A 22,034-nucleotide genomic window follows, 5' to 3' on the forward strand; every position below is an offset into this window, starting at 1 on the left:
ACAACAATGAATATAAAATTTAAAATCGGAATAGTAGGACTCGCTGTACTTGCTTTGTCATCATGTAGCAAGGATTTTCTTGATAGAGAGCCGTTCGATAAGTTGGTACCCTCGACCTTTTTCAACACTGAGGCTGATCTTCAACTTTATGTTAATTCATTTTATCAACAATTTACTCCAACAGGTTTAGCTATTGTACAGGCCGACGAAATGGGTGATTATACTTCCAAGAATAGTTCTCCTCAATTTATTGCTGGAAATTTTTCCCCAATTGATCAAGGTTCTTGGAATTGGACCAAATTAAGGAATGTAAATTACTTCCTTGATAAATATAATAATCCTGCTATTCCTGAGGAGGCTCGAAATCATTTTGCTGGAATCGCACGTTTTTATAGGGCCTTGTTTTATTTTGATATGGTTAAAGACTTTGGTGACGTACCATGGTATTCTACTCCACTCTCTACAGAAGATCAAGAACAATTATACAAATCAAGAGATCCAAGAAGTGCTGTTATGGATTCGGTCCTGGCAGATTTAGATTTTGCTGTGGCCAATATTAGAGATAAAAAAGATAATTCATCCTCCACCATTACAAAATGGGTCGCCTTAGGACTAAAATCAAGAGTCTGTTTGTTCGAGGGTACCTATAGAAAATATCATGTAGAATTAAACCTGCAAAGCACAGCTGAAAAGTGGCTTAATGAAGCTTTCAATGCTTCGAAAGAGTTAATTACGTCAAAACAGTATAACCTGTATAGCACAGGAAAACCCCATACTGACTATAGAACACTTTTTACGAGCGAGAATGCTGTGTCATCAGAAATCCTTTGGGCTAATGTGTTTAATAATTCCTTGAAGCGCTGGCATGAGATAACTTGGAAATTTAATTCAGCTACTTATGGTGCTCGTTGGGGATTGAATAAGCAGTTTATTAATACATACTTAAAAACCGACGGCAGTAGATTTACGGATGAGGCAGGATATGACAAAATTTTATTTGTTGATGAAATGAAAGAGCGTGACCCTAGGCTTAGCCAAACCGTTCGAGGATTAGGTTACAAGCGCTCAGATGGTTCAGCTGCCCCACCAAATTTTGGTTATACGTTCACGGGCTATCACTTGTTAAAATTTAGTTTAGATGACAAACGATTAGATGGAGTTGCTGAGGGATTCAATTCAATTACGATGATGCGTTATGGTGAAATTCTTTTGAACTATGCAGAAGCTGCCGCAGAGCTTGGTAAATTAGCTAGTGATGCAACTATTTGGAACGAAACTATTGGAGCATTACGAGTACGCGCAGGGGTGAATCCGAAACAACCTGAGTTAATTGACACCTATTTACAAAACACTTATTTTCCTGAAATTTCCGATAAATTTTTACTTGAAGTTAGACGTGAGCGAGGAATTGAATTAGTATATGAGGGTTTACGGTACGATGATTTAATGAGATGGAAAAAAGGAAGACTCCTGGAAATGCCTTGGCAAGGGATTTATGTCCCAGCAATGGACCAGCCTATGGATCTTGATGGCAACGGAACACCGGATGTTTCCTTTGTAAATAAAACACCCGCAAGTCCAAAAGCTGGTGTAGTGTACTATGTGGTAGACGGAAGTGCGGCTAAACTTTCAGAAGGAAACAAAGGTCACATTATCTGGAGGGCAAATGAAAATCGTCAATTTGATGATAAAAAATATCTTAGGCCGATATCAAACGCAGATTTGGTGATTAATCCTAAATTAGGTCAAAATCCAGGTTGGGAATAATAATGAACTGATCCTAATAAATAGATTCATAGTTTCTGAATACAATAAAACTTATCGAAATTGACCGTCTCATAATTAAAGTGTTATCGACGGTCTTTTTTTATATCATCAACAGCTTTCGAAACTGATCCACACGATCTAGTTATTCCATGCCTGGCATACAACAAAAAAAGCCACTGAAAAATCAGTGGCTTTTGTCGGGGTGGCAGGATTCGAACCTACGACCTCCACATCCCAAATGTGGCGCGATACCGGGCTACGCTACACCCCGAAAAGGTATCTTCTTTTTTGTTGAGACAAATATACAATCTTTATAATCACTCTCCAAAAGGATAATTGAAACAATAAATTAACATGTTGATTATTTGGCAAATAATTTCATATCCATACTCGGATCCTCATAGATCAACTAAAAATAAACATTCTAATGGTTATAAATAAGGTAAAACTTTGAGGTATTATTGCTTAATCTTAAAACATTAACCCGATATTTGTAGAGTTATGTAGATTTTAGGATCAAAAATTAATAAAGATGAAATATTCAATAGTTATCGGCTTTTTAATCATATTTATTTTAGTCGGGTGTTTTTCTGATAAAAAGGAAAATAAAACTGAAAAAGATTCATTTGCCGTTGAAAATCCGAGCGAGCTGAATCTTACAAAGGCCGATAAATTAGAAGATTATATTTTAGCCTTAGACTCCACCGATATCAATAGCGCACAGAAGGCAGTTTTGAAATTCAATAGCTTGTTCGATAAAAAAGATACCTTAAATAATGATAAAGGCGTTTCAATCATATTGAGTTTTTTCGAACTTCTTTCAGTGTATGCCAATGAATCCGTTTTTAAAGAATCCGTAGATTATTCACCATTAATAGATATTGAATTCCAAAACACGAATAAAATACCTGAAGATTTGGAGTCTGATTATAAAAAGATAAATCAAAATGGATTCCGTGTAAAGCAGACCGAAGGGATGTATTACTTGACCATCAATCCAATATTTTTTCAAGAAAAATTCTATCCTTATGTCAGCTCGAATTTCGAAATATTTTTGCAACAATTGGCTCGCGAGAATGAGGAAGGCTACGCTTCGGATGCAGCTATTACCATTCCATTTCAAACCTTGGTACAACGGACAATTTGGTGGGAAGTTTTTGCAAAAGACAGTGAAGGTACTCCCGCAGCTATGCGTGCAAAAAAAGAATATCGGAAGTACTTTAAAGATTTAACTATTGGGATGGCTAATACACCCGCAATTGAAAGTCAACAGATTTCTCCTTATTTCAGAGAGGCTTATAATTATTTAAAGGAATTTGCTCCTCAGTCTGAAACTTATCAAAAATTACAACCATACATCGAGCTATTAGAGCAACAAAAAATAGAAGAAGCAAAAGTGTTATTACCTCAATTGATAAACACCAAAATAAATTAAAATTTTATTTTAAAGGTATGTACAAGACTAAGACTGATATAAAGGACATAAAAGATATTAAAAAATTAGTGGATAAATTTTATGGACTAATTCAAAAGGACCCATTGTTAAGCCCTATATTCAACTCAGTTATTAAAGATGAATGGTCTAAGCACTTAAATAAGATGTATCAATTTTGGGAATCGGTTTTATTTAATAATCGAAGTTATATGGGACGTCCCTTCCCACCCCACGCTCAATTACCCATAAACAAGAAACATTTTGATCAATGGTTGTGTTTATTCGAGACTACTATAGATGAACTCTTTGAAGGAAAAATGGCTGAAGAGGCAAAATTCAGAGCTCACAAAATGGCTGAATTATTTCAGATAAAATTAAAAAACATTAAACAGGATCAATTTAAACCATTGATTTAAACAAGATCTGTTTATGATTAATAGCAGAGAAAACTTTATTTATGGCTAGAGAGTTACAAAAACCAGCAAAAATAGTCGATCTGCATGCAGAGGCATTTCTTGGTAATTTAGAAGATTATGATTTAGATGAATTATTGGCAACCTCTTTGGAGCATTTAAGAGAGAAATTGGATGCTGCAATTTACTGGTCATACCCCGAAATTAGGTTCATCCATGGAAAAGGAAAGGGTATTTTACGCAAAGCAATTTACGAAGAATTACAGTTCTACAAACACTCAGGAATCATTAACCACTTTTATCCTTCTTATGAAAATGAAGATATTGTGGTTGTCGTTATTGGACTTTAATACAATGTCCTTTATCTCATTATGAAAAATTAATTCTCAGTAGAAAATAATTAGATTTCTCGAATAATTTTCTGATCAACATATATCATATCAAGATGTTCGTTCCATACAAATATGTAAGCAGCTTCTAAAGTATCTCTGCGAATAATTTTTAACTGAATATCTCCTAAAAATAACTTTTTAGGAGATATTCAGTTAAATTCATTTATTTAGCTGGTATGATTGATATTTTTCTAAATTCAATTGGACCATGATCTCCCTGAATATAGATCGGACCGGGTTCACCTTCCTTACTATCTAAAGCGCCGCCAGTAATGCCAGGTATTTCTTGATTATTTATTACAGTTTTACCATTAATAGATATGGTCACTAGTCTTCCGATTAGTGTAATTTCTAACTTATTCCATTCATTAGGACCGTTAGTTACCATCTGGTTTGGTGCAATAAATCCATAAATAGCTCCAAAATAAAGATTTCCTGGATGTCTATCTTTTGGTGAATCCTCAATTTGCACCTCATATCTTCCACGAAGATATAACCCCGAATTACTTCCTTCTGGATACTTAAATTCAGCTAATAATTTAAAGTCTTCGAATTTTTGTTCCGTAATTAAATTAGCGCCAGCGTCCTCATTGGTTAAGATGCCCTCCTTTACGACCCATTTATTATTTTCGTTTGACGGTTTCCATCCTGTTAAATCCGATCCATTGAATAATTCAACTGTATCGCCCCAACTTGGTTCAGCATCTCTTGATAAATAAGGTGCTTTTTCTCCTGTAAACGAGAATTTTTCCCCCTTATTGCTGGTAATTGTACCTTTAATTCCAGATGCTGCTAATTCTCCTTCGATGATAAAATCACCTTCACCTCCTTCCCATTGAGGAGGAATAGCAAATGAAAATTTGCCGTTTTCTAATTTTATATGAGATATCGGTCGACTGCTTCCACTATCACCAACCCAATATCCTACTAACGTTGTAAACCCAGATAATTTTATTTCAATCCAAGAAGGCACCTGGGTTCCTGATTTATCAACAACCAGATCCCATCTTCCTAATAATTCTTTTGATTCCTCAGGAATAGTTTGTGAGGCAGGATTATGAACTTCTTCTTTCTTTTCTTGTGTTTCATTGGTACAGGAGGTCGTTATTATTGTTAATAAAGATAGAACCGCAAATCCAAAAACAGGTTTTTTAATCATCATTATTCTTTTTTATATTTAATTCTCTTATTTAAAGTGTGTAGTACTCTTCCCAACCCTTCCTTGGTGGTGGTCCTATCAATAATGCATTCGCAAATTTATCATTTATTATCTCTTTTTTTTCTGGGTCAAATTCAAACGTAGTATTTAGACGTTGTGCAATCACCCCAAGGCAAAAAACTTGACTCAAAGGGCCTGCAATTTCAAATGAAGATCTGGTTTTTTCTTCTCCTTTACAAGACTTTAGGAAATTAGCAAAATGATTTGACGGTGAATTTAGCACTTCGGGAAGTTTTGATGCTATATCATCAGCTTTGTCCTGAGGAATAATTGATAACGTACTACCGTGGGATCCGCCTTTAAAGGTTAAATCTTTTCCATAGATAATTTTTCCTGGATTTAACTTGGAAGGTTCAATTGACCCAGTACTTGGAGGTGGAATATTTGGATCCAGCCCGGATACGCCATATCCTGCAGGAATCGGAGGCAAATTATCTAGGCCATCATACCACATAATATCCAAAGCAGGCATTTTTTTGCGTTTTGGAAAACTAAATTTGATAGTTGAAGACATTGGAAAAAAGAAAGAATTATGTCCTATTAATTTTTCTGCAGAAACCTGAGTCGGCAATCCAAGTTCTAGAAATTCATGAGAAGTATCTAGAATATGTGCACCCCAATCGCCTAAAGCTCCCATTCCAAAATCAAACCAGCATCTCCATTGTCCGTTTATGTAGTCCTTATTGTAATTGTGACCAATCGTTTGCATCTGCCAAAGATCCCAATCGATTGTACTCGGAATTGGTTCTGCTAATGGAAAATTCTTCATATTGACATCCCAACCGTGCCATCTTCTTGGATTATTCATGTGACCTACAATTTGCGTCACATCCTTGATTATTCCAGCTTCTTTCCAAGCTTTGAATTGAAAATAATTGGCTTCTGAATGCCCCTGGTTTCCCATTTGTGTAGCTAGTTTTGGATTCTTCCTCGCTTTCTCCATCATAAGCTCAACTTCTTGGAAAGTTCTGGCCATTGGTTTTTCAACATAAACATGCTTTCCGAAATCCAAAGCCATCATAGTAACAGGAAAATGTGAAAAATCAGGCACACCGACAGATACTGCATCAAATTCTTTGTGCATTTTGTCAAACATCTTTCTGTAGTCTTGAAATCGGGGAACATCAGGAAACTTTTCCAAGATAGGCAGAGTATGTTTAGCTCCCATGTCCACATCGCATAATGCAACAATATTACAAAGTCCTGTTTTATGCAACTCCAACAAAATCTCTGCGGCCCTATTTCCAATTCCTATAGCTGCCAAGTTCACCCGTTCATTCGGATTTGCCATTAGGCTTCCTAAGGGGGTACTGGCCATCGTCAATGCTCCTCCAAACATGACCGATTTTTTTATAAAGCTTCTTCGTGAAAAATGATGATGCATCCGAATTTGGGTTTAGGTTTTTATTAAAATTCCATAAATATACCTTAAAAATAAAAAAAAATACTAAATTCAAAGACCAATATTTGATATATCAATAAAATCTGTTCGAAATAGACATTTAAAAAATGAAAAAAAACCTAAAAAAAACATTGTTTGCCAGTACTTGCGTGATATGCGCGCTTTCCATAACATATTCTTGTGGTACGATTTCAAAAACGGATGATAAATGGGATACTTTATTTAACGGAAAAGACCTCTCTGGGTGGAAAAAGGCTGGGGGAAATGCGGATTACTTAATTGAAGGTGATGCTATTGTTGGATTAATGACCAAAGGTACTCCCAACTCATTCTTGATTACTGAGAAAGATTATGAAGACTTTATTTTAGAACTTGACGTAAAACTCGAAGGCACAACTACCAATTCTGGGATTCAAACTAGAAGCCATTTTGATCCCAAGGGAAATAAAGGTCGTGGTAGGGTTTATGGTAGACAGGTTGATATAGACCCTACCGATCGTGCTTGGACAGGAGGCATTTATGATGAAGCTCGTAGACAATGGCTATACCCATTGGATTTAAATCCAGAGGCTAAAACCGCCTTTAAAGCCAATGAATTTAATCATATTCGAATTGAGGCAATTGGAAATGAAACAAAAACCTGGGTAAATGGAATACCAACCTCTTATGTGATAGACAGCCTAGATAGCTCCGGATTTATCGGATTACAAGTACACAGTATTCCTGATTCCCTGGATGGTAAAAAGGTATATTTTAAAAATATCAAAATTAAAACTGAAGATCTTAAACCAACCGCGATCAAAAAAGGAATCTATATAGTCAACACCATCGCAAATAATTTATCTAAGAACGAAGAATTGGCAGGGTATAGTTTATTATTTAATGGTAAGGATCATACGGGCTGGCATAGCGCAAAAGGCGATTATTTCCCTGAAAAAGGATGGAAAATCCAGGATGGTATTCTTTCAGTTCAAAAATCCGGAGGAGGGGAATCAACCAACGGAGGAGATATTGTGACAGACAAATTATACGATGCATTTGATTTATCATTTGAATTTAAACTAAGTCCAGGAGCTAATTCAGGTATTAAATATTATGTAACATTGAATGAGAAGACCTCTGGTTCAGCAATAGGACCAGAATATCAAATATTAGACGATGCACTCCATCCCGATGCAAAGCTCGGAAAAGGTGGAAACAGAACTTTAGCATCATTATATGATTTAATCACTTCAGACCGAAATCCTAGACCCAGAAAACCAATCGGAGAATGGAATAGAGGCAGAATTGTTTCAAGCCCGGATAATAAAGTAACCTATTATTTAAATGGGTTTAAGATGTTGGAGTTTGTGCGAGGGTCTCAAGAATTCAGGGAATTAGTTGCTGGGAGTAAGTATAAGGACTGGAAAAATTTTGGAGAAAGTAAAAATGGTCATATCCTTATCCAAGATCATGGAGATGCCGTTTCATTCAGAAGTATCAAAATTAAAGAATTATAAGAATAAGGGCCTTGGAGAAATTCAAGGCCCTTATTTCTTATATATGGGATTTGAACCGCTCAAGCAGTTCTTCAAAATTTACAAGTTCAAAAGATTGTTGATTGATAAAACCATTATCTTCAATCTTGCCTATCACCTCGTTCATTTCTTCTTTAGACTCATAAACCATCAGTCTAAAAGGATTTTCATAATCTTTCGCTCTAGTTTTTTTGATTTCAGCATAGATCCATCGTTTTGTCTCTATAGCCTCGTCAAACAATGATCGCCAGAAGTCCACATCCCATGTTTCGGGTTTCTTGTGCGTTATCTCAATTAAACTTGCAAGCGCATGATCCAATTTGTCTTGGAGATAAACATGGCTTAAATCATGATAACGGTGATGAATCTCAGACCAAGAATTAATTCGATTTTCTTTAAGGTCTTGGATAATTTCATTTAGTTTATCAACAGGAATTAATTGACCACCAACATTTTCAAATTCAGTTCTTTCAAGCTTGATTTGTGTGCGTTCTCTAATTTTCTCTATGAAGCTTTCAGGAGATAAATTCTGTGTTATTTGACAAATAGAATAATAACGAATCAATCGCTGAAACAATTGAAATGCTTCTTTGGGTTTTAGAAGCACCACTTTTCTTTTCGAAAATTCAGAATTTTCCAAGTATACATCTAATGAGGAAGTGTCTGAGGAATTTAACCAGTTCAATCCTGATGTTAATCCTAAAGCTCTCCCGACAGCGTGATCAATTTCAGTTAAAGAATTAAATAATTCATTGACTGTATCAGGTGCTAAAATATCATATTCAAAATACTGATTTTTAAATTGACGATTATCTCGATTTAAAAATTTATTAGTATTACGCATCAATGCGTACATATTATACATAAACCAATACCCAGGAACAATGATAAGCTTATCGTTTGCTATGTCATTGCTCACCAAAGAAAAAGGAATACGTATATCAAGCTCGTGGAGAAAATCGCCTTTTACAATCAAGGTATACGACGCAAATCTTGAATTATGCTTTAAGCTCACGCATAATCCAGGCCAAAAACCCCGACCTGCAATAATTTCTCCATCGGCACCACGAGAATTATGATTGGAACCCACCGTAGCCCCTGCAGCCATATTGCTCTGCCCTTTTATTAATGAGGCACATAGAAATGAATTATTATGATGTTGTTCGTGTGCTGGAAAAATAAGAGAATTCAATACTTCACAACAAGAGATAGTGGAATTATCGCCTAAAAAAGAGTTTATTAATCTTGCTCCATATTTAAGTTGAGAATTGGAAGATAAAATAAATCGGACTGCCTTTACGCCATAGAAAACCCGGCAGCCGTATCCTATGATCCCATTCACTAACTCACAACCTTCCCCAATTTGTGTGTAAGCATCCGAGGTTGAATTAATTGTTAGATTCTTTAGCTTGCTTATTCCTTTAATATACGCATCCGAACCAATCTTCACATTCTTAAATGTATGGGAGTTTTTAATCACAGTTCGATCACCTATTTCACTATAATACCCCCGAAGGACTGAAAATCCAGAATTTGTTATCTCGAAAAATCTTTGTTGTAATATTTTATCTTGCCGATTCCGCGTCCAAAGAAAAACATCAGCCGCTTGCATTCCATCAAATGGCAAAACTGATCTTCCACCATTTTCATTACATAATTCTAAATAAATCCTACTTTTTTCTTGTTCACCATCTTTGAGAATTCCATTTCCAAACTTTGCGTTTGAACTCGTTTCCATTTCATTAACATTTAACAAAATGACTTCATTCCCCACTATAAAATGTGCGATATATCGAACCTGATGAAGTGCCACACAATCTCCTAAATCACAACTAATAATTTGTGAATTATAAATCCCAACAGCTAAACGAATATCCCTATATTCTAAATAGACTTCCTCCATGTCGCCAATTCGCACAAGACCATAAAATTTGGAACGTTTTATTTGATTTGGCAGGAATTTATCAGTTACCAATACATCTCCCCAATTTGAAGATTCATTATTGTTTAGTTCTAGAGTTCGAATTTCTTGTTGCGTTAAATTCCTGTAGTTTTTTTTCGATTTATTTTGCTCAAATCGAAGATAGTATTCGTCATTTCCTTTCGGAATAAATTCAGAAGGTATGAAATGATAACCTATTTGATCTAAAGGAATCTTGTTTATATATCCCATAGGTTTTTATTCAACTGTTACAGATTTTGCTAGATTTCTAGGTTTGTCAACATCCAAATTAAGGTTTACACCGATATAATAAGATAACAATTGGAGTGGTACAACTGTTAATAATGGTGCAATTACTTCATCTGCTGCAGGAACAACCATAACCTCATCCGAAATTTCTGATGTAATTAGATCTCCTTGAGTAATGACAGAAATTACCTTTCCCTTTCTAGCTTTTATTTCTTGAATATTGCTCACTATTTTGTCATGATATGTATCTTTGCTCGCAATAAAAACGACAGGAAGTTTCTCATCAACTAAGGCTATTGGACCATGTTTCATTTCAGCTGCTGGATAACCTTCGGCATGGATGTAAGAGATTTCTTTTAATTTTAAAGCCCCTTCCAAAGCCGTTGGAAAGTTGTATCCCCTACCTAAATATAAAACGTCGTGAGAATCTTTATATTTCTGGGCAATCGCTTTAATATTGTCAACCTCATTATCCAATACCCATTGAACCTTTTCAGGTATATCATGTAATTCTTGGCATAGAACCTTAAAACGATCTTCACTAATCGTTCCCTTGATTTTAGCTACTTTAAGAGCCAACAACATTAGTACTGCAAGTTGTGCGGTATAGGCTTTTGTACTAGCGACCCCTATTTCAGGTCCTGCATGTGTATAACATCCTGCGTGAGAAATACGTGCAATAGAGGATCCTACAACATTTACAATCCCAAAAATAGTTGCACCTTGTGATTTCGCACTTTCTAAAGCGACCAAAGTATCCGCGGTTTCGCCACTTTGTGAAATAGCAATGATAACATCTTCAGCAGAAACAATGGGGTTCCTATATCTAAATTCTGATGCATATTCGACCTCTACATTAATCCGACATAATTCTTCAATCACATATTCAGCAACTAATCCAGCATGCCAACTTGTTCCACAGGCCACAACAATAATTCGTCTAGCATTCAGCAATTTATCTTCAATTGCATCGACACCACTTAAAATGATTCTTGATTCATTAAGGACCAACCTACCTCTAAGTGAATCCGCTATCGTTATTGGTTGTTCAAAAATTTCCTTTAGCATAAAATGCTCATACCCTCCCTTTTCAATAGCAGCCAATTCTAAATCCAATTTTTGAACAAAAGGAGTAATCACTTCGTTACCGAGATTTTTTAAAATAAGTTGATCAGGAGTCACAATAGCCAGTTCATAATCGTTGATATAGACTACTTCTTTAGTATATGCCAACATAGGAGATGCATCTGAACCAAGAAAATGTTCATTATTACCGATCCCAATTACCAAAGGACTTCCCTTTCTAGCTGCTATGATAGTTTCTGGCTGATCTTCATCAATCAATAAAATTACATAAGCACCAGTAACACGTTTCAACGCAATTCGAATTGCCTCCTCCAAACTACATTTATTATTGGTTTTGATATCCTCAATAAAATTCAGCAGTACTTCCGAGTCTGTATCACTTTGGAATGAATATCCTTCCTTTACTAATTCATTTTTTATTTGTAAATAATTCTCAATAATACCGTTATGAATCATAGCAAGCTTGCCCGATTTAGAAACATGAGGATGGGCATTACGGTCTGAAGGCTCTCCATGTGTAGCCCAACGTGTATGTCCGATTCCTGTCGTCCCCGCAGTAGATTGTTGGGCAACATGTTCTTCTAAAGAGGCAACCTTACCTGCTTTTTTATATACTTTTAAAGATGTACCCTGGTGAAGTGCAACCCCAGCACTATCATATCCTCTATATTCTAATTTCTTAAGGCCTTCTACTATTATTGGATAAGCCTCATGGCTTCCGGTATAACCGACAATTCCACACATAATTTTTCTTTTTTATTTTAAGTTTTGAATTTATTTCGAATAAATATATAAAATTTTAACGCAATCGATTGCGTTGCTGGAAAAACAAAAACCGGACCAAGTCCGGTTTTAATAATTTTATTTATTCGAGTTCAAACTTATATCCTACTCCTTTTACAGTAGTAACATAACCATCACCAATTTTTTCTCGTAGTTTGCGTATATGAACATCAATAGTTCGATTTGTTACAACAACTGAATCTTCCCAAATGGCCTTTAAAATTTGTTCTCTTGTAAAGACTTTATTTGGTTTTGAAGCAAGAAGATATAATAATTCAAACTCTTTTTTTGCTAATACAAACTTCTCAGTCCCCCGATAAACCAAAAAGGAATCTCGATCGATAACTATATCTGCAATTTCCACTTTATCTGTGGCATACTCATCAATAGCTTCAGCTGTGTTCCTCCTCAGAATTGCATTGATCCGACTCATCAGTGCTCTGGGTTTTATTGGTTTAGCGATATAATCATCAGCACCTACATGAAAACCAGCGATTTCGGAATATTCCTCACTTCTAGCAGTTAGGAAAACGACAAAAACATGCTTAAATTCAGGCATGGCACGCATGATTCTACAGGCTTCAATGCCATCCATTTCAGGCATCATCACGTCCAAGATAATTAGATCAGGATTAACTTCCTTAGCCCTTTTTATAGCCTCCTTACCATTTGTTGCAGTAAAAACTTGATAACCTTCTTTTGTTAAATTATACGATATGAGCTCTAAAATATCTGACTCATCATCGACAACTAGAATTTTTTGATTGTTGGCCATAAACAATGTTTTTTTGCTAAGGTATATACTTAATCATAAATTAAAGTTAGCTATATATTATTTAATTGTTAAGCCGTAAAATTCTGTTAACATAAAATTGTTTTTATTTTAAATTTTTGGTTAAAAAATCTTCCAATGCTTTGCCTCTCAAATTTTTAGCGATAATGATTCCATGTGTATCCACAATATATGATGAGGGTATACCTTTTATTTGGTAATCAATAACCAGCGGAGAACTCCATGCTTTCAAATCAGAAATCTGTGTCCAATTCAAATTGTCATCTTTAATTGCTCGCATCCATGAACCAGGGTTACTGTCCAAAGAAACTCCCAAAACTGTAAAATTTTTATCCTTAAATCTTTCAAACTGTTTCACAATATTGGGATTTTCTTCTCGGCAAGGCATACACCAAGAAGCCCAAAAATCAACTAATACGATCTTTCCTATAAAATCCGAGAGTTTGACAGATTTATTGTTTGGAGTGAAAGCATGGATTTCCGGAGCTTGTTGGCCAATAGCCAATTTTCTTAATTTATCGACCTCAGTCTTGAACTCATTTACAAAACGGTTATCCTTAAATAAATTTTTTATTCTGTCTGCATACGCTATTAATTCGGCCTCAGCCATTTCTGGATCTAGAGTACTCATTACATAAAAGCCAGCTAGATCTTGGTTAGCATTCGCAAAGTTAACCGCCTGAGCAACATATTTTTTATAGAATGGTTCAAACTCCATTACCATCTCTGAGCGAAGATTCTGAATCTGATTGCCGTCCATATTGATTGTTGACTTGTTAAATACATTTTGCAATGAATCTCTCACAAGATCAATATTTGATTTTTTGGAGGCAAACTCTTTTAGTTTTTGAGACAAATCAGACCCTGTAATCGAATAAGAATCAGGAGACTGAAGATCTAAATTAAAGATTAGTTCTTTCCCTGGCTCAGCAATTACTGGATAACTATTATTCCCTACTTTAATAGTTAATAAGCGTTCCTGTGTTGCCGCTCGTTTAAATTTAAACTTATTACCATCTGCAATAAAAGTTGAATCAAGTTTTTGATCGCCTTCATAAAAACTGACCACTTTCACGTTCCCAGGATTCTGAATTTCTCCACTCACTTGAATTTGATTAGAATTAGAACAGCTTGAGAAGCCTAAAATTAACGTTCCTATCCATGCAATATGTATTGCGAAATTTTTCATGTTATTTATTTAACAAACTCACGAGCTTTCTTGATAGCTCTATCAATTCCATTAATATCTTTCCCTCCGGCTGTTGCGAAAAAAGGTTGACCTCCTCCTCCACCTTGAATTTCCTTTGCCAATTCTCGGACAATCTGTCCAGCATTGAGTCCACGTGTTTTTGATAATTCGTCAGAAATCACCACTGTTAGGCTCGGTTTTCCATCAATAATGGCTCCTAGCACTAAGAATAAATCATTTATAGCTCCTTTCAAGGCGTAGGCCAGTGTTTTTATAGAGTCTACACTTGGTAGATCTACTACAGTAGAAATGAAATTTATATCACCAATTTTTTCTAGCTTTCCTTCTAATTCGGATTTTAAACTCAAGGATTTTTGAGAAATATATTGGTCAATCTCCTTTTTTAGAGCATTATTCTCACCAATCACTTTCGTTAATGCCGAAACAAAATCCTTCGGTTGATTTAATAATTCTCTCAGATTATTAATTAACTCAAATTGTTCACGAATGAAAAGTTGAGATTTTGTTCCAGTAATGGCTTCAATTCTTCTGACCCCAGATGCTACCGCAGATTCAGAAAGAATTTTAAAAAATCCGATCTGTCCTGTTGCCTGAACATGCGTTCCTCCACAAAGCTCCTTAGAATAGTGATCCTCAAATGTAATAACTCGAACATAATCTCCGTATTTCTCTCCAAATAATGCTGTTACTCCAGAATCAATAGCTTTTTGATACGGAACATTCCGCTCTTCTTTCAGAGTGATATTCTCAAGTATTTTTGCGTTCACTATATCTTCAATCTCTTTAATTTCGTCATAGCTCAATTTAGAAAAATGAGAAAAATCAAATCTTAGGATATCTGAGGAGACCAAAGAACCTTTTTGATTCACATGGTTACCTAAAACTTGTTTCAATGCGGCATGCAATAAATGAGTGGCAGAGTGATTAGCTTGAATATCCTTTCGTTTTGAGACGTTTACATATGCTTCAAACTCACTGTTTACATTGCTTGGAAGTTGGTTGCTAAAATGAACAAAAAGACCATTCTCTTTCTTAGTATCTATGATATCGATTCTTTCATTATTATTCAAATCTATTATATATCCTGTATCACCTACCTGTCCGCCACCTTCTGCGTAAAAAGGTGTCTGAGAAAGAACAATCTGATATTGATCATTCCCTTTAGCACTCACTTTTCTAAACTTAGTGATCTCGGTTATCGATTGTAAAGCATCATAACCGACAAACACACTTTCATGATCTTGCGAGACCGAGACCCAGTCTCCTGTGTCAATCTGTGTAGCTGCTCTAGAACGTTCCTTTTGAGCTAATAAAGCTTTTTGGAATCCATCCATATCAACTTTTAAGTTTTTCTCACGAGAAAGTAAATCGGTTAAATCTATTGGGAAACCAAAAGTATCAAACAATTCAAAGGCAAAATCCCCTTGAATTACCTTATTTTCTGAAACATAATTTTCAAATCTTTGAATTCCTTGTGTTAAAGTTCTCAAAAAAGAAACTTCTTCTTCTAAAATAACCTTTTGCACGAAATCCTGCTGCTGAATTAATTCATCAAAGACACCTTTAAATTGTTCTGCCAAAACGGGAACCAATTCATGAATAAATGGCGTTTTAAATTCTAAAAAGGTGTAAGCATACCGTACGGCACGTCTCAAAATTCGACGAATGACATAACCAGCTTTATTATTTGAAGGTAATTGTCCATCAGCTATTGCAAAACTGACCGCTCGAATGTGATCCGATATCACCCGCATCGCTATATCGTTCTTTTCATCGGTTCCATATTGAACGCCAGATCTTTCTGAGATGAATTGAATTAAAGGTTGAAATATATCTGTATCATAATTGGAAGATTTATGTTGAATTGCACGAACCAACCTTTCAAACCCCATACCTGTATCTACATGCTTTGCTGGTAAAGAAATTAAAGATCCATCTTTTAGTCGATTGAATTGCATAAAAACTAAATTCCAAATTTCTATAACCTGGGGATCGTCTGCATTGACTAGGTCCTTTCCATCAACTTCTTTTCTTTGTTGGCTTGATCGCATATCATAATGAATCTCAGAACATGGACCGCAAGGTCCGGCTTCTCCCATTTCCCAGAAATTATCCTTTTTGTTTCCCATTAAAATTCTATCCTGGGGAATAAAAGATTTCCAGAGTTCGAAGGCCTCCACATCTTTTTGCAGATTTTCTTGCGAATCACCCTCAAAAACAGTTACATATAACCTATCCTTATCCAATTTATACACTTCGGTCAGCAACTCCCACGCCCATGCAATTGCGTCTTTTTTAAAATAATCTCCGAAAGACCAATTGCCTAACATTTCGAATAATGTATGGTGGTAAGTGTCAATGCCGACTTCCTCCAAATCATTATGTTTACCAGAGACCCGTAGGCACCGTTGTGTATCGGAAATCCGGGAATATTTTGCTGCAGTTTCTCCTAAAAATAAATCTTTAAATTGATTCATTCCTGCATTTGTAAACATTAATGTAGGATCGTTCTTAACAACAACTGGTGCAGATGAGACGATCTGATGATCCTTACTTTTAAAAAACGCTAAAAAAGCCTGACGTATTTCTCTACTTGTCATTTATTCGATATAAAATTCGTAGCAAAGTTACTCAAAATTGGTCTTATATTTAGCTTAAAAACCAACTTTTGCAAATAACCAAGATAATTTTTAGTAAATTTATCATCACAAAAACAGACACTGATAAATTCACAATGATGACAATTATAGTTCCTACAGATTTTTCAACAAATGCCTCTCATGCTGTGCTGTATGCTTGTAACTTAGCGCAAAGCAAGAACATGAATATACATTTATTACATTGCTACACCAGTGAATCTGTAGGTGAAAATAGACCGGAGCATCCGAATGAATTACCCCTTAAGGCAGACTTATTAATGCAGGACTTGCAAAAAGATCTGCTTGAGACTTTTCCAGATTTACAGATCAGCATTGAGTGTTCTCGAGTCTTAATAATTGACAAAATAACACAACTCTCCCAAACTGGAAAGTTCTCTCTAGTAATCATGGGAGCATCGGGTTCAAGCCAACTAAAACCGATTTATTGGGGAAGTACAACCATTGCGGTTGCCTCAAAATCAGAGATCCCCGTTATTGTAGTCCCTAAAGAAACAAACATTTTCCACACAAACCATGCAGTGCTTCTGACAAATTTCAAAGTTGAAGAACTCGATACGCTCAAAGAATATCTACGTTTAGTTGGAAACACTACCGATTTAACGTTAATCCATGTGTTTAAGGAAAGTCAAAGCAAACAAAATGTTGATGAGACTTTAAAATCTTGGGCGTATAACATTCGGGAGATGAGCTCTATAATGAATGTCAATACAATCTCTGAAACGCTGCAAAAATCTGATGAAAATCTAGATTCAGTCCCTGAGGTGGTTAGTAAAATTATAAAACAGGTAAATCCAAGCATTATATTGGTCACCCCAACTCGAAAAACATTCTTTGAGCGATTATTCAGCTCATCTGTTTCCAAAACTATAGCCTTAGAACTTAGCAAACCCGCATTTTTCGACAAAATTTAACTCTTGATATAACATGATGAACAAAATTCTTATTCCAATAGATTTTTCAGAACATTCAGATAACGCTGTTCAATACGCCTGTCAAATCGCAACAATCGGAGACCTCGAATTAGAACTGGTCCACGTTTTTTCTGAACATTCCAACACGTATTTGAATTCTCAAGGGGCTGAACCATTGAATGATCCTCGTGTACCTTTGGCGGAAGAAAGTATGAGAAAAACAGTTCAAGGAATAAAGTCAAAATTTCCAGAGATCAAAGTGACGTCTACCTTCAAAGAGGGTAATTTGTATGATGAAGTCAAAACTCTTACCTCAGCAACTCAATATTGTGCTGTTGTAATGGGAACTAAAGGTTCTTCTGGACTTGAGGCAATATTCATTGGTAGCAACACCTACGACACTATTTTAAACACGAAAACTCCTGTTTTAGCTATCCCTGTTAATTCATCCGAATTTAAAAAGGACAAAATTGGACTGTTATGTAATTTCAAGGAAGGCGAGTTAACGGCATTATCACAGGCAATTCCATTGTTTAAAAATAATTATAATTTGATTCTTATCCATGTAAACACTAACGATCGAGCGATTAAGGATATTGATATTGATTTTAAAAATTGGATTAACCGGATAGAGAAAGAAATAGGGATTTCCGATATTTCCTATATAATAAAACCACAAACTTTATTTATGAGACAAAAGGAATCAATCGCACAAGCCATCACCTCAGTTCTTATAGATGAACGGGTTGATATTCTTGTATTAACCAAAAGCAAGAAAAGTGTTTTTCGCCAACTTAGTGAGGCGAATGTGATCAAAAAAATGGCTTTTGATATTCAGATACCAACTTTTTTCGCTCGGGTTCAGAAATAGTAAATAGTTAACCTATTACGTTGAATTACTACTTATTTTAAAAATATTTCTTTTTGGCAATAAGTTTGTATCGTTTTGATTAATTGCATTAAATCAAAAAAACATGAAAACAACCTATTTTAAAAAAATTGGCGCTTTAGCAACAACCGTCCTCTTCTCATCGGTATCATTTGCTCAAACCAACAATTCAACCATTGAAGGAACGACACCACTTGGTCCCGAGTCAGAATACAGATCTTGGTCAATTGGTGTAAATGCCGGGGTTTTAAATCAATCAAACATTTTTGGATTTAACAGAGGTGGATTCGATAAATTAACACACAGTGTCGGATATAGCGCTTATCTAAAGAAACAGCTGTCCCCAAGTTTCGGCATCAAAGCACAATACATGGGCGGCAAGGTAGCTGGAAAAAACGAATTGGCGAGTACTACTGAGATATCTGCATTTGAGACTAAAATACCTTGGTCGACAGCGCTCACAGGTGAATTTACTTTAGCTAATGCTAATTGGAGATTTTTCAATAGCATCATTAAACCATATTTCGCCGCAGGTATTGGTGCTATGAATTATGAAACTAGCTATACTATTGATGGCGCTCAAAGTACAGATGAATCAGAAACTAAGTTGTTTGTTCCAGTAGATGCCGGCTTTAAATTTGCTGTTTCAAAAGGAATTAACATTGATCTAGGTTATCAATTAAATTGGGCTAATCAAAAATTTGATGGAATTACAGGCGATCAATATAAAAATGATTTGTTTTCATATGCACACGCAGGGTTAGAAATTGCTCTTGGAAATCCAAGTAAACCTTATTTAGGAAACAGTAATCCGGTTGCAACAATTGTTAAGAAATATGATGAATTGGTTGCTCAAAGAGATGGTCTAATTGCCGCTAATGAGCAATTGAAATCTGAAATATCTTCCATAAATGAAAGTCTAAATGACGATGATGGTGATGGAGTTGCTAATAAGTTTGATAAATGTCCGGATACTCCCTCGGGGACAAAAGTCGATGGGGCAGGATGTCCTCTTCCAGAAATGAAACATGAAACTAAGGTGGTTGAAAAGATTGTAGTTACAGAAGAAGATAAAAAAGTAGTTGATGAAGCTATTAAAAACCTTGAGTTTGATTTGAGCAAAGCAACCATTCGAACAACTTCTTTTGAATCCTTAAATAAAGTTGCGGCCCTTTTAATTGAAAAAAACTTCAGCCTAAAACTTGCCGGGCATACAGACAATACGGGTTCCTTACAATTAAATTTACGCTTATCCAAAGAACGTGCAGAATCTGTTAAAGCATATTTGGTTTCAAAAGGAGCTAATCCTTCTCGTATAGAGGCCACAGGATATGGTCCAAACCAGCCCATTGCAACAAATAATACAGCAGAAGGTCGTCAACAAAACAGACGAGTAGAATTCACCTTATATTAACAATTAACTGGTAATTCGGGAATAAAAAAGTGAAGGCTACCATAATGGTAGCCTTCACTTTTTATAGTTTACTAGTCATTTCTATAATTCAGACGAATTTTCATTAGCTCGTTTTTCTTTCCCAAGAACACTATTTTTCCGTCCATAGATAAAGTACAGAATTACTCCTATTATCATCCAAATACCGAGTCTTTCCCAGCTTTCGATAGGCAACCCCGCCATTAACAAAACACAAACAATCACCCCTAATATTGGTATCAAAGGTACCAACGGAGTCCTAAATGGTCTAGCTAACTCTGGATTTGTTTTTCGAAGAACTAAAATACCGACACAAACTAAGGTAAAGGCAAATAATGTTCCAATACTAACCATATGCCCAAGATCTGAAACAGGAACGAAACCTGCAAAAACACTAACGAATACCATAAAAATCAAATTGGTCTTCCAAGGTGTCTGTCGTTTTGATAAATCAGAAAATATTTTTGGTAATAATCCATCTTTACTCATTGAATAAAAAACACGACTTTGCCCTAATAACATGACTAAAATCACCGAGGTGTAACCCGCAATAATCGTAATGATCATCGCTGTATTTAAGAAATGGTATCCTGTTTTCTCAAATGCAGTAGCAACTGGTTTAGCATCGCCACTAAATGCGGTATATGGAGCCAGCCCGGTCATCACATAAGAAAATAAGACATAAAGTAGCGTACATATAATTAATGATCCTATGATACCAATCGGCATCCCTTTTTTAGGATTTTTGGCCTCTTGCGCAGCGGTACTCACTGCATCAAACCCGATGAAAGCAAAAAAAACAACCCCAGCAGCTTGCAAAACACCAGACCATCCATAATGACCTCTATAATCGCTATTCCAAAAATCCCAAAAGCCCATAGTTCCCTGTTTGACTAATTCTTCCCCCTCATTTACAGGAATAAACGGTGTATGGTTTGCAGGATCGATAAATTGCCATCCCAGCACGATGAATAATATTACAACACCTACTTTTAAGACAACCAAAATATTGTTTACGAAAGAGGACTCTTGTGTTCCTCTCATAAGTAATAAAGACAATAAACAGACGATTATAATAGCCGGAAGATTGATGATACCTCCTTCGAAAGGTCCATACAAGAAATCAGGAGGTAAATGAATACCTACAATGATACACAACTCGTTGACATATTGAGACCAGCTTACCGCAACAGTAGCTGCCGCTAAAGCATATTCCAAAACCAAATCCCATCCGATTATCCATGCCATAAACTCTCCCATGGTAGCGTATGAATATGTATAAGCACTACCAGCAACCGGAATCATGGATGCAAATTCTGCATAACAAAGTCCTGCAAAAGCACATCCTACGGCGGCTATAATGAATGACAACATAACAGCGGGGCCTGCATGGTCCGCCGCAGCGATTCCAGTAAGCGAAAATAATCCTGCACCTATTATAGCGCCAACACCTAATGCCACTAGACCTGTACTTGACAAGGTCCTTTTTAGAGTACCTTCTCCACTTTGTTCAGCTTCAGAGACTAATTTCGAAATTGATTTTTTATACCACATAATTTCAGTTAATGATTACAGATTCAAACCTACAAAAAAAATAAAAAAAACAATATTTTATTAAGACTTTAATACTTATTGCAATATTTTATTTCAAAATATTCATCTAAAGGAGTTGTTTTACAACTTTTACACTATAAACACGGTACATTTCGAAATTATGTTTTTTATTTATCACAATCAGCCAAATATTATATGAATATTCGCCAAGATAGAATCTTTAAAAATTATTTTCTATTATTTGATTTTCATCTGAGATGCTTGCTGAAGTTATAATATGACTTGCATGTGCTTTAAATGTACATTTTATGGTGATTAATCAATTCTACTGACGGCAAATATCAAATATTAAGAAACATAAAACACTGAACTATAGGAAA

Annotated in this window: 16 protein-coding genes and 1 tRNA gene; 8 read left to right on the plus strand and 9 right to left on the minus strand. The window is 35.5% G+C overall.

Annotated elements, in window-relative coordinates; all coding sequences use genetic code 11:
• Positions 1–6 precede the first annotated feature (6 nt).
• Positions 7–1,767 carry a RagB/SusD family nutrient uptake outer membrane protein gene (locus AC6CHH_RS13920; protein ID WP_498283895.1) on the plus strand — a complete coding sequence of 587 codons (1,761 nt, stop codon included), beginning with the start codon at positions 7–9 and terminating at the stop codon, positions 1,765–1,767.
• A 197-nt stretch (positions 1,768–1,964) separates the two neighbouring features.
• Here AC6CHH_RS13920 and AC6CHH_RS13925 read toward each other — a convergent pair.
• A tRNA-Pro gene (locus AC6CHH_RS13925) sits at positions 1,965–2,038 on the minus strand.
• A gap of 261 nt (positions 2,039–2,299) precedes the next feature.
• On the opposite strand from AC6CHH_RS13925, the gene AC6CHH_RS13930 reads away from it, so the two are divergent.
• From AC6CHH_RS13930 to AC6CHH_RS13940, 3 genes are read left to right on the plus strand one after another with little or no spacing between them, the layout of a single operon-like run.
• A complete protein-coding gene (locus AC6CHH_RS13930) occupies positions 2,300–3,202 on the plus strand; it encodes a hypothetical protein (RefSeq protein ID WP_498283897.1) in 903 nt (300 codons plus the stop codon).
• A 17-nt stretch (positions 3,203–3,219) separates the two neighbouring features.
• A complete protein-coding gene (locus tag AC6CHH_RS13935; protein ID WP_498283899.1) occupies positions 3,220–3,618 on the plus strand; it encodes a group III truncated hemoglobin in 399 nt (132 codons plus the stop codon).
• 41 nt (positions 3,619–3,659) lie between these two features.
• Positions 3,660–3,965: a Smr/MutS family protein gene (locus tag AC6CHH_RS13940; protein ID WP_498283901.1), complete on the plus strand. Its 306-nt coding sequence runs from the start codon at positions 3,660–3,662 to the stop codon at positions 3,963–3,965.
• Positions 3,966–4,170: 205 nt separating this feature from the next.
• Here the strand turns inward: AC6CHH_RS13940 and AC6CHH_RS13945 are convergent, their stop codons facing one another.
• Together AC6CHH_RS13945 and AC6CHH_RS13950 are read right to left on the minus strand one after the other, a co-directional pair.
• Positions 4,171–5,169, minus strand: a complete 999-nt coding sequence (locus tag AC6CHH_RS13945) for a 3-keto-disaccharide hydrolase (RefSeq protein ID WP_498283903.1) — start codon at positions 5,167–5,169, stop codon at positions 4,171–4,173.
• Positions 5,170–5,197: 28 nt separating this feature from the next.
• Positions 5,198–6,610: a Gfo/Idh/MocA family oxidoreductase gene (locus tag AC6CHH_RS13950; protein WP_498283905.1), complete on the minus strand. Its 1,413-nt coding sequence runs from the start codon at positions 6,608–6,610 to the stop codon at positions 5,198–5,200.
• 125 nt (positions 6,611–6,735) lie between these two features.
• Between AC6CHH_RS13950 and AC6CHH_RS13955 the strand changes: the two genes are divergently transcribed.
• On the plus strand, positions 6,736–8,127 hold the full coding sequence (locus AC6CHH_RS13955; protein ID WP_498283907.1) for a 3-keto-disaccharide hydrolase: 1,392 nt from the start codon (positions 6,736–6,738) through the stop codon (positions 8,125–8,127).
• A gap of 37 nt (positions 8,128–8,164) precedes the next feature.
• Here AC6CHH_RS13955 and AC6CHH_RS13960 read toward each other — a convergent pair whose 3' ends face one another.
• The 5 genes from AC6CHH_RS13960 to alaS form a co-directional block, all read right to left on the minus strand.
• Positions 8,165–10,318 (minus strand): DUF4954 family protein, encoded by a 2,154-nt coding sequence (locus AC6CHH_RS13960; protein WP_498283909.1) that lies wholly within the window; start codon positions 10,316–10,318, stop codon positions 8,165–8,167.
• A gap of 6 nt (positions 10,319–10,324) precedes the next feature.
• Entirely contained in the window at positions 10,325–12,166 is a 1,842-nt protein-coding gene (glmS, locus tag AC6CHH_RS13965) for a glutamine--fructose-6-phosphate transaminase (isomerizing) (RefSeq protein WP_498283911.1), read from the minus strand.
• Between the two features lie 121 nt (positions 12,167–12,287).
• Positions 12,288–12,980: a response regulator transcription factor gene (locus AC6CHH_RS13970; RefSeq protein WP_498283913.1), complete on the minus strand. Its 693-nt coding sequence runs from the start codon at positions 12,978–12,980 to the stop codon at positions 12,288–12,290.
• A gap of 103 nt (positions 12,981–13,083) precedes the next feature.
• Positions 13,084–14,187, minus strand: coding sequence for a redoxin domain-containing protein (locus tag AC6CHH_RS13975; protein WP_498283915.1), 1,104 nt, complete (start codon positions 14,185–14,187; stop codon positions 13,084–13,086).
• 5 nt (positions 14,188–14,192) lie between these two features.
• A complete protein-coding gene (gene alaS, locus AC6CHH_RS13980; protein WP_498283917.1) occupies positions 14,193–16,808 on the minus strand; it encodes an alanine--tRNA ligase in 2,616 nt (871 codons plus the stop codon).
• A gap of 134 nt (positions 16,809–16,942) precedes the next feature.
• Here alaS and AC6CHH_RS13985 point away from each other — a divergent pair, with 134 nt between their 5' ends.
• From AC6CHH_RS13985 to AC6CHH_RS13995, 3 genes are all read left to right on the plus strand, one after another.
• Positions 16,943–17,779, plus strand: a complete 837-nt coding sequence (locus tag AC6CHH_RS13985; RefSeq protein ID WP_498283919.1) for a universal stress protein — start codon at positions 16,943–16,945, stop codon at positions 17,777–17,779.
• A gap of 13 nt (positions 17,780–17,792) precedes the next feature.
• Positions 17,793–18,650: a universal stress protein gene (locus AC6CHH_RS13990; protein WP_498283921.1), complete on the plus strand. Its 858-nt coding sequence runs from the start codon at positions 17,793–17,795 to the stop codon at positions 18,648–18,650.
• A 103-nt stretch (positions 18,651–18,753) separates the two neighbouring features.
• The gene (locus tag AC6CHH_RS13995) at positions 18,754–20,082 is read left to right on the plus strand and encodes an OmpA family protein (RefSeq protein ID WP_498283923.1); all 1,329 of its coding nucleotides are present in this window, start codon (positions 18,754–18,756) and stop codon (positions 20,080–20,082) included.
• An 81-nt stretch (positions 20,083–20,163) separates the two neighbouring features.
• Here AC6CHH_RS13995 and AC6CHH_RS14000 read toward each other — a convergent pair whose 3' ends face one another.
• A complete protein-coding gene (locus tag AC6CHH_RS14000) occupies positions 20,164–21,654 on the minus strand; it encodes an amino acid permease (protein ID WP_498283925.1) in 1,491 nt (496 codons plus the stop codon).
• Positions 21,655–22,034 lie beyond the last annotated feature (380 nt).

Source organism: Sphingobacterium sp. GQ94, assembly GCF_059758715.1.

What these genes read in the sequence shown, in the direction of transcription:
- AC6CHH_RS13920 (WP_498283895.1), top strand. Translation starts at nt 7, where the DNA reads ATGAATATAAAATTTAAAATCGGAATAGTAGGACTCGCTGTACTTGCT.
- AC6CHH_RS13930 (WP_498283897.1), top strand. Translation starts at nt 2,300, where the DNA reads ATGAAATATTCAATAGTTATCGGCTTTTTAATCATATTTATTTTAGTC.
- AC6CHH_RS13935 (WP_498283899.1), top strand. Translation starts at nt 3,220, where the DNA reads ATGTACAAGACTAAGACTGATATAAAGGACATAAAAGATATTAAAAAA.
- AC6CHH_RS13940 (WP_498283901.1), top strand. Translation starts at nt 3,660, where the DNA reads ATGGCTAGAGAGTTACAAAAACCAGCAAAAATAGTCGATCTGCATGCA.
- AC6CHH_RS13945 (WP_498283903.1), bottom strand. Translation starts at nt 5,169, where the DNA reads ATGATGATTAAAAAACCTGTTTTTGGATTTGCGGTTCTATCTTTATTA.
- AC6CHH_RS13950 (WP_498283905.1), bottom strand. Translation starts at nt 6,610, where the DNA reads ATGCATCATCATTTTTCACGAAGAAGCTTTATAAAAAAATCGGTCATG.
- AC6CHH_RS13955 (WP_498283907.1), top strand. Translation starts at nt 6,736, where the DNA reads ATGAAAAAAAACCTAAAAAAAACATTGTTTGCCAGTACTTGCGTGATA.
- AC6CHH_RS13960 (WP_498283909.1), bottom strand. Translation starts at nt 10,318, where the DNA reads ATGGGATATATAAACAAGATTCCTTTAGATCAAATAGGTTATCATTTC.
- glmS (WP_498283911.1), bottom strand. Translation starts at nt 12,166, where the DNA reads ATGTGTGGAATTGTCGGTTATACCGGAAGCCATGAGGCTTATCCAATA.
- AC6CHH_RS13970 (WP_498283913.1), bottom strand. Translation starts at nt 12,980, where the DNA reads ATGGCCAACAATCAAAAAATTCTAGTTGTCGATGATGAGTCAGATATT.
- AC6CHH_RS13975 (WP_498283915.1), bottom strand. Translation starts at nt 14,187, where the DNA reads ATGAAAAATTTCGCAATACATATTGCATGGATAGGAACGTTAATTTTA.
- alaS (WP_498283917.1), bottom strand. Translation starts at nt 16,808, where the DNA reads ATGACAAGTAGAGAAATACGTCAGGCTTTTTTAGCGTTTTTTAAAAGT.
- AC6CHH_RS13985 (WP_498283919.1), top strand. Translation starts at nt 16,943, where the DNA reads ATGATGACAATTATAGTTCCTACAGATTTTTCAACAAATGCCTCTCAT.
- AC6CHH_RS13990 (WP_498283921.1), top strand. Translation starts at nt 17,793, where the DNA reads ATGATGAACAAAATTCTTATTCCAATAGATTTTTCAGAACATTCAGAT.
- AC6CHH_RS13995 (WP_498283923.1), top strand. Translation starts at nt 18,754, where the DNA reads ATGAAAACAACCTATTTTAAAAAAATTGGCGCTTTAGCAACAACCGTC.
- AC6CHH_RS14000 (WP_498283925.1), bottom strand. Translation starts at nt 21,654, where the DNA reads ATGTGGTATAAAAAATCAATTTCGAAATTAGTCTCTGAAGCTGAACAA.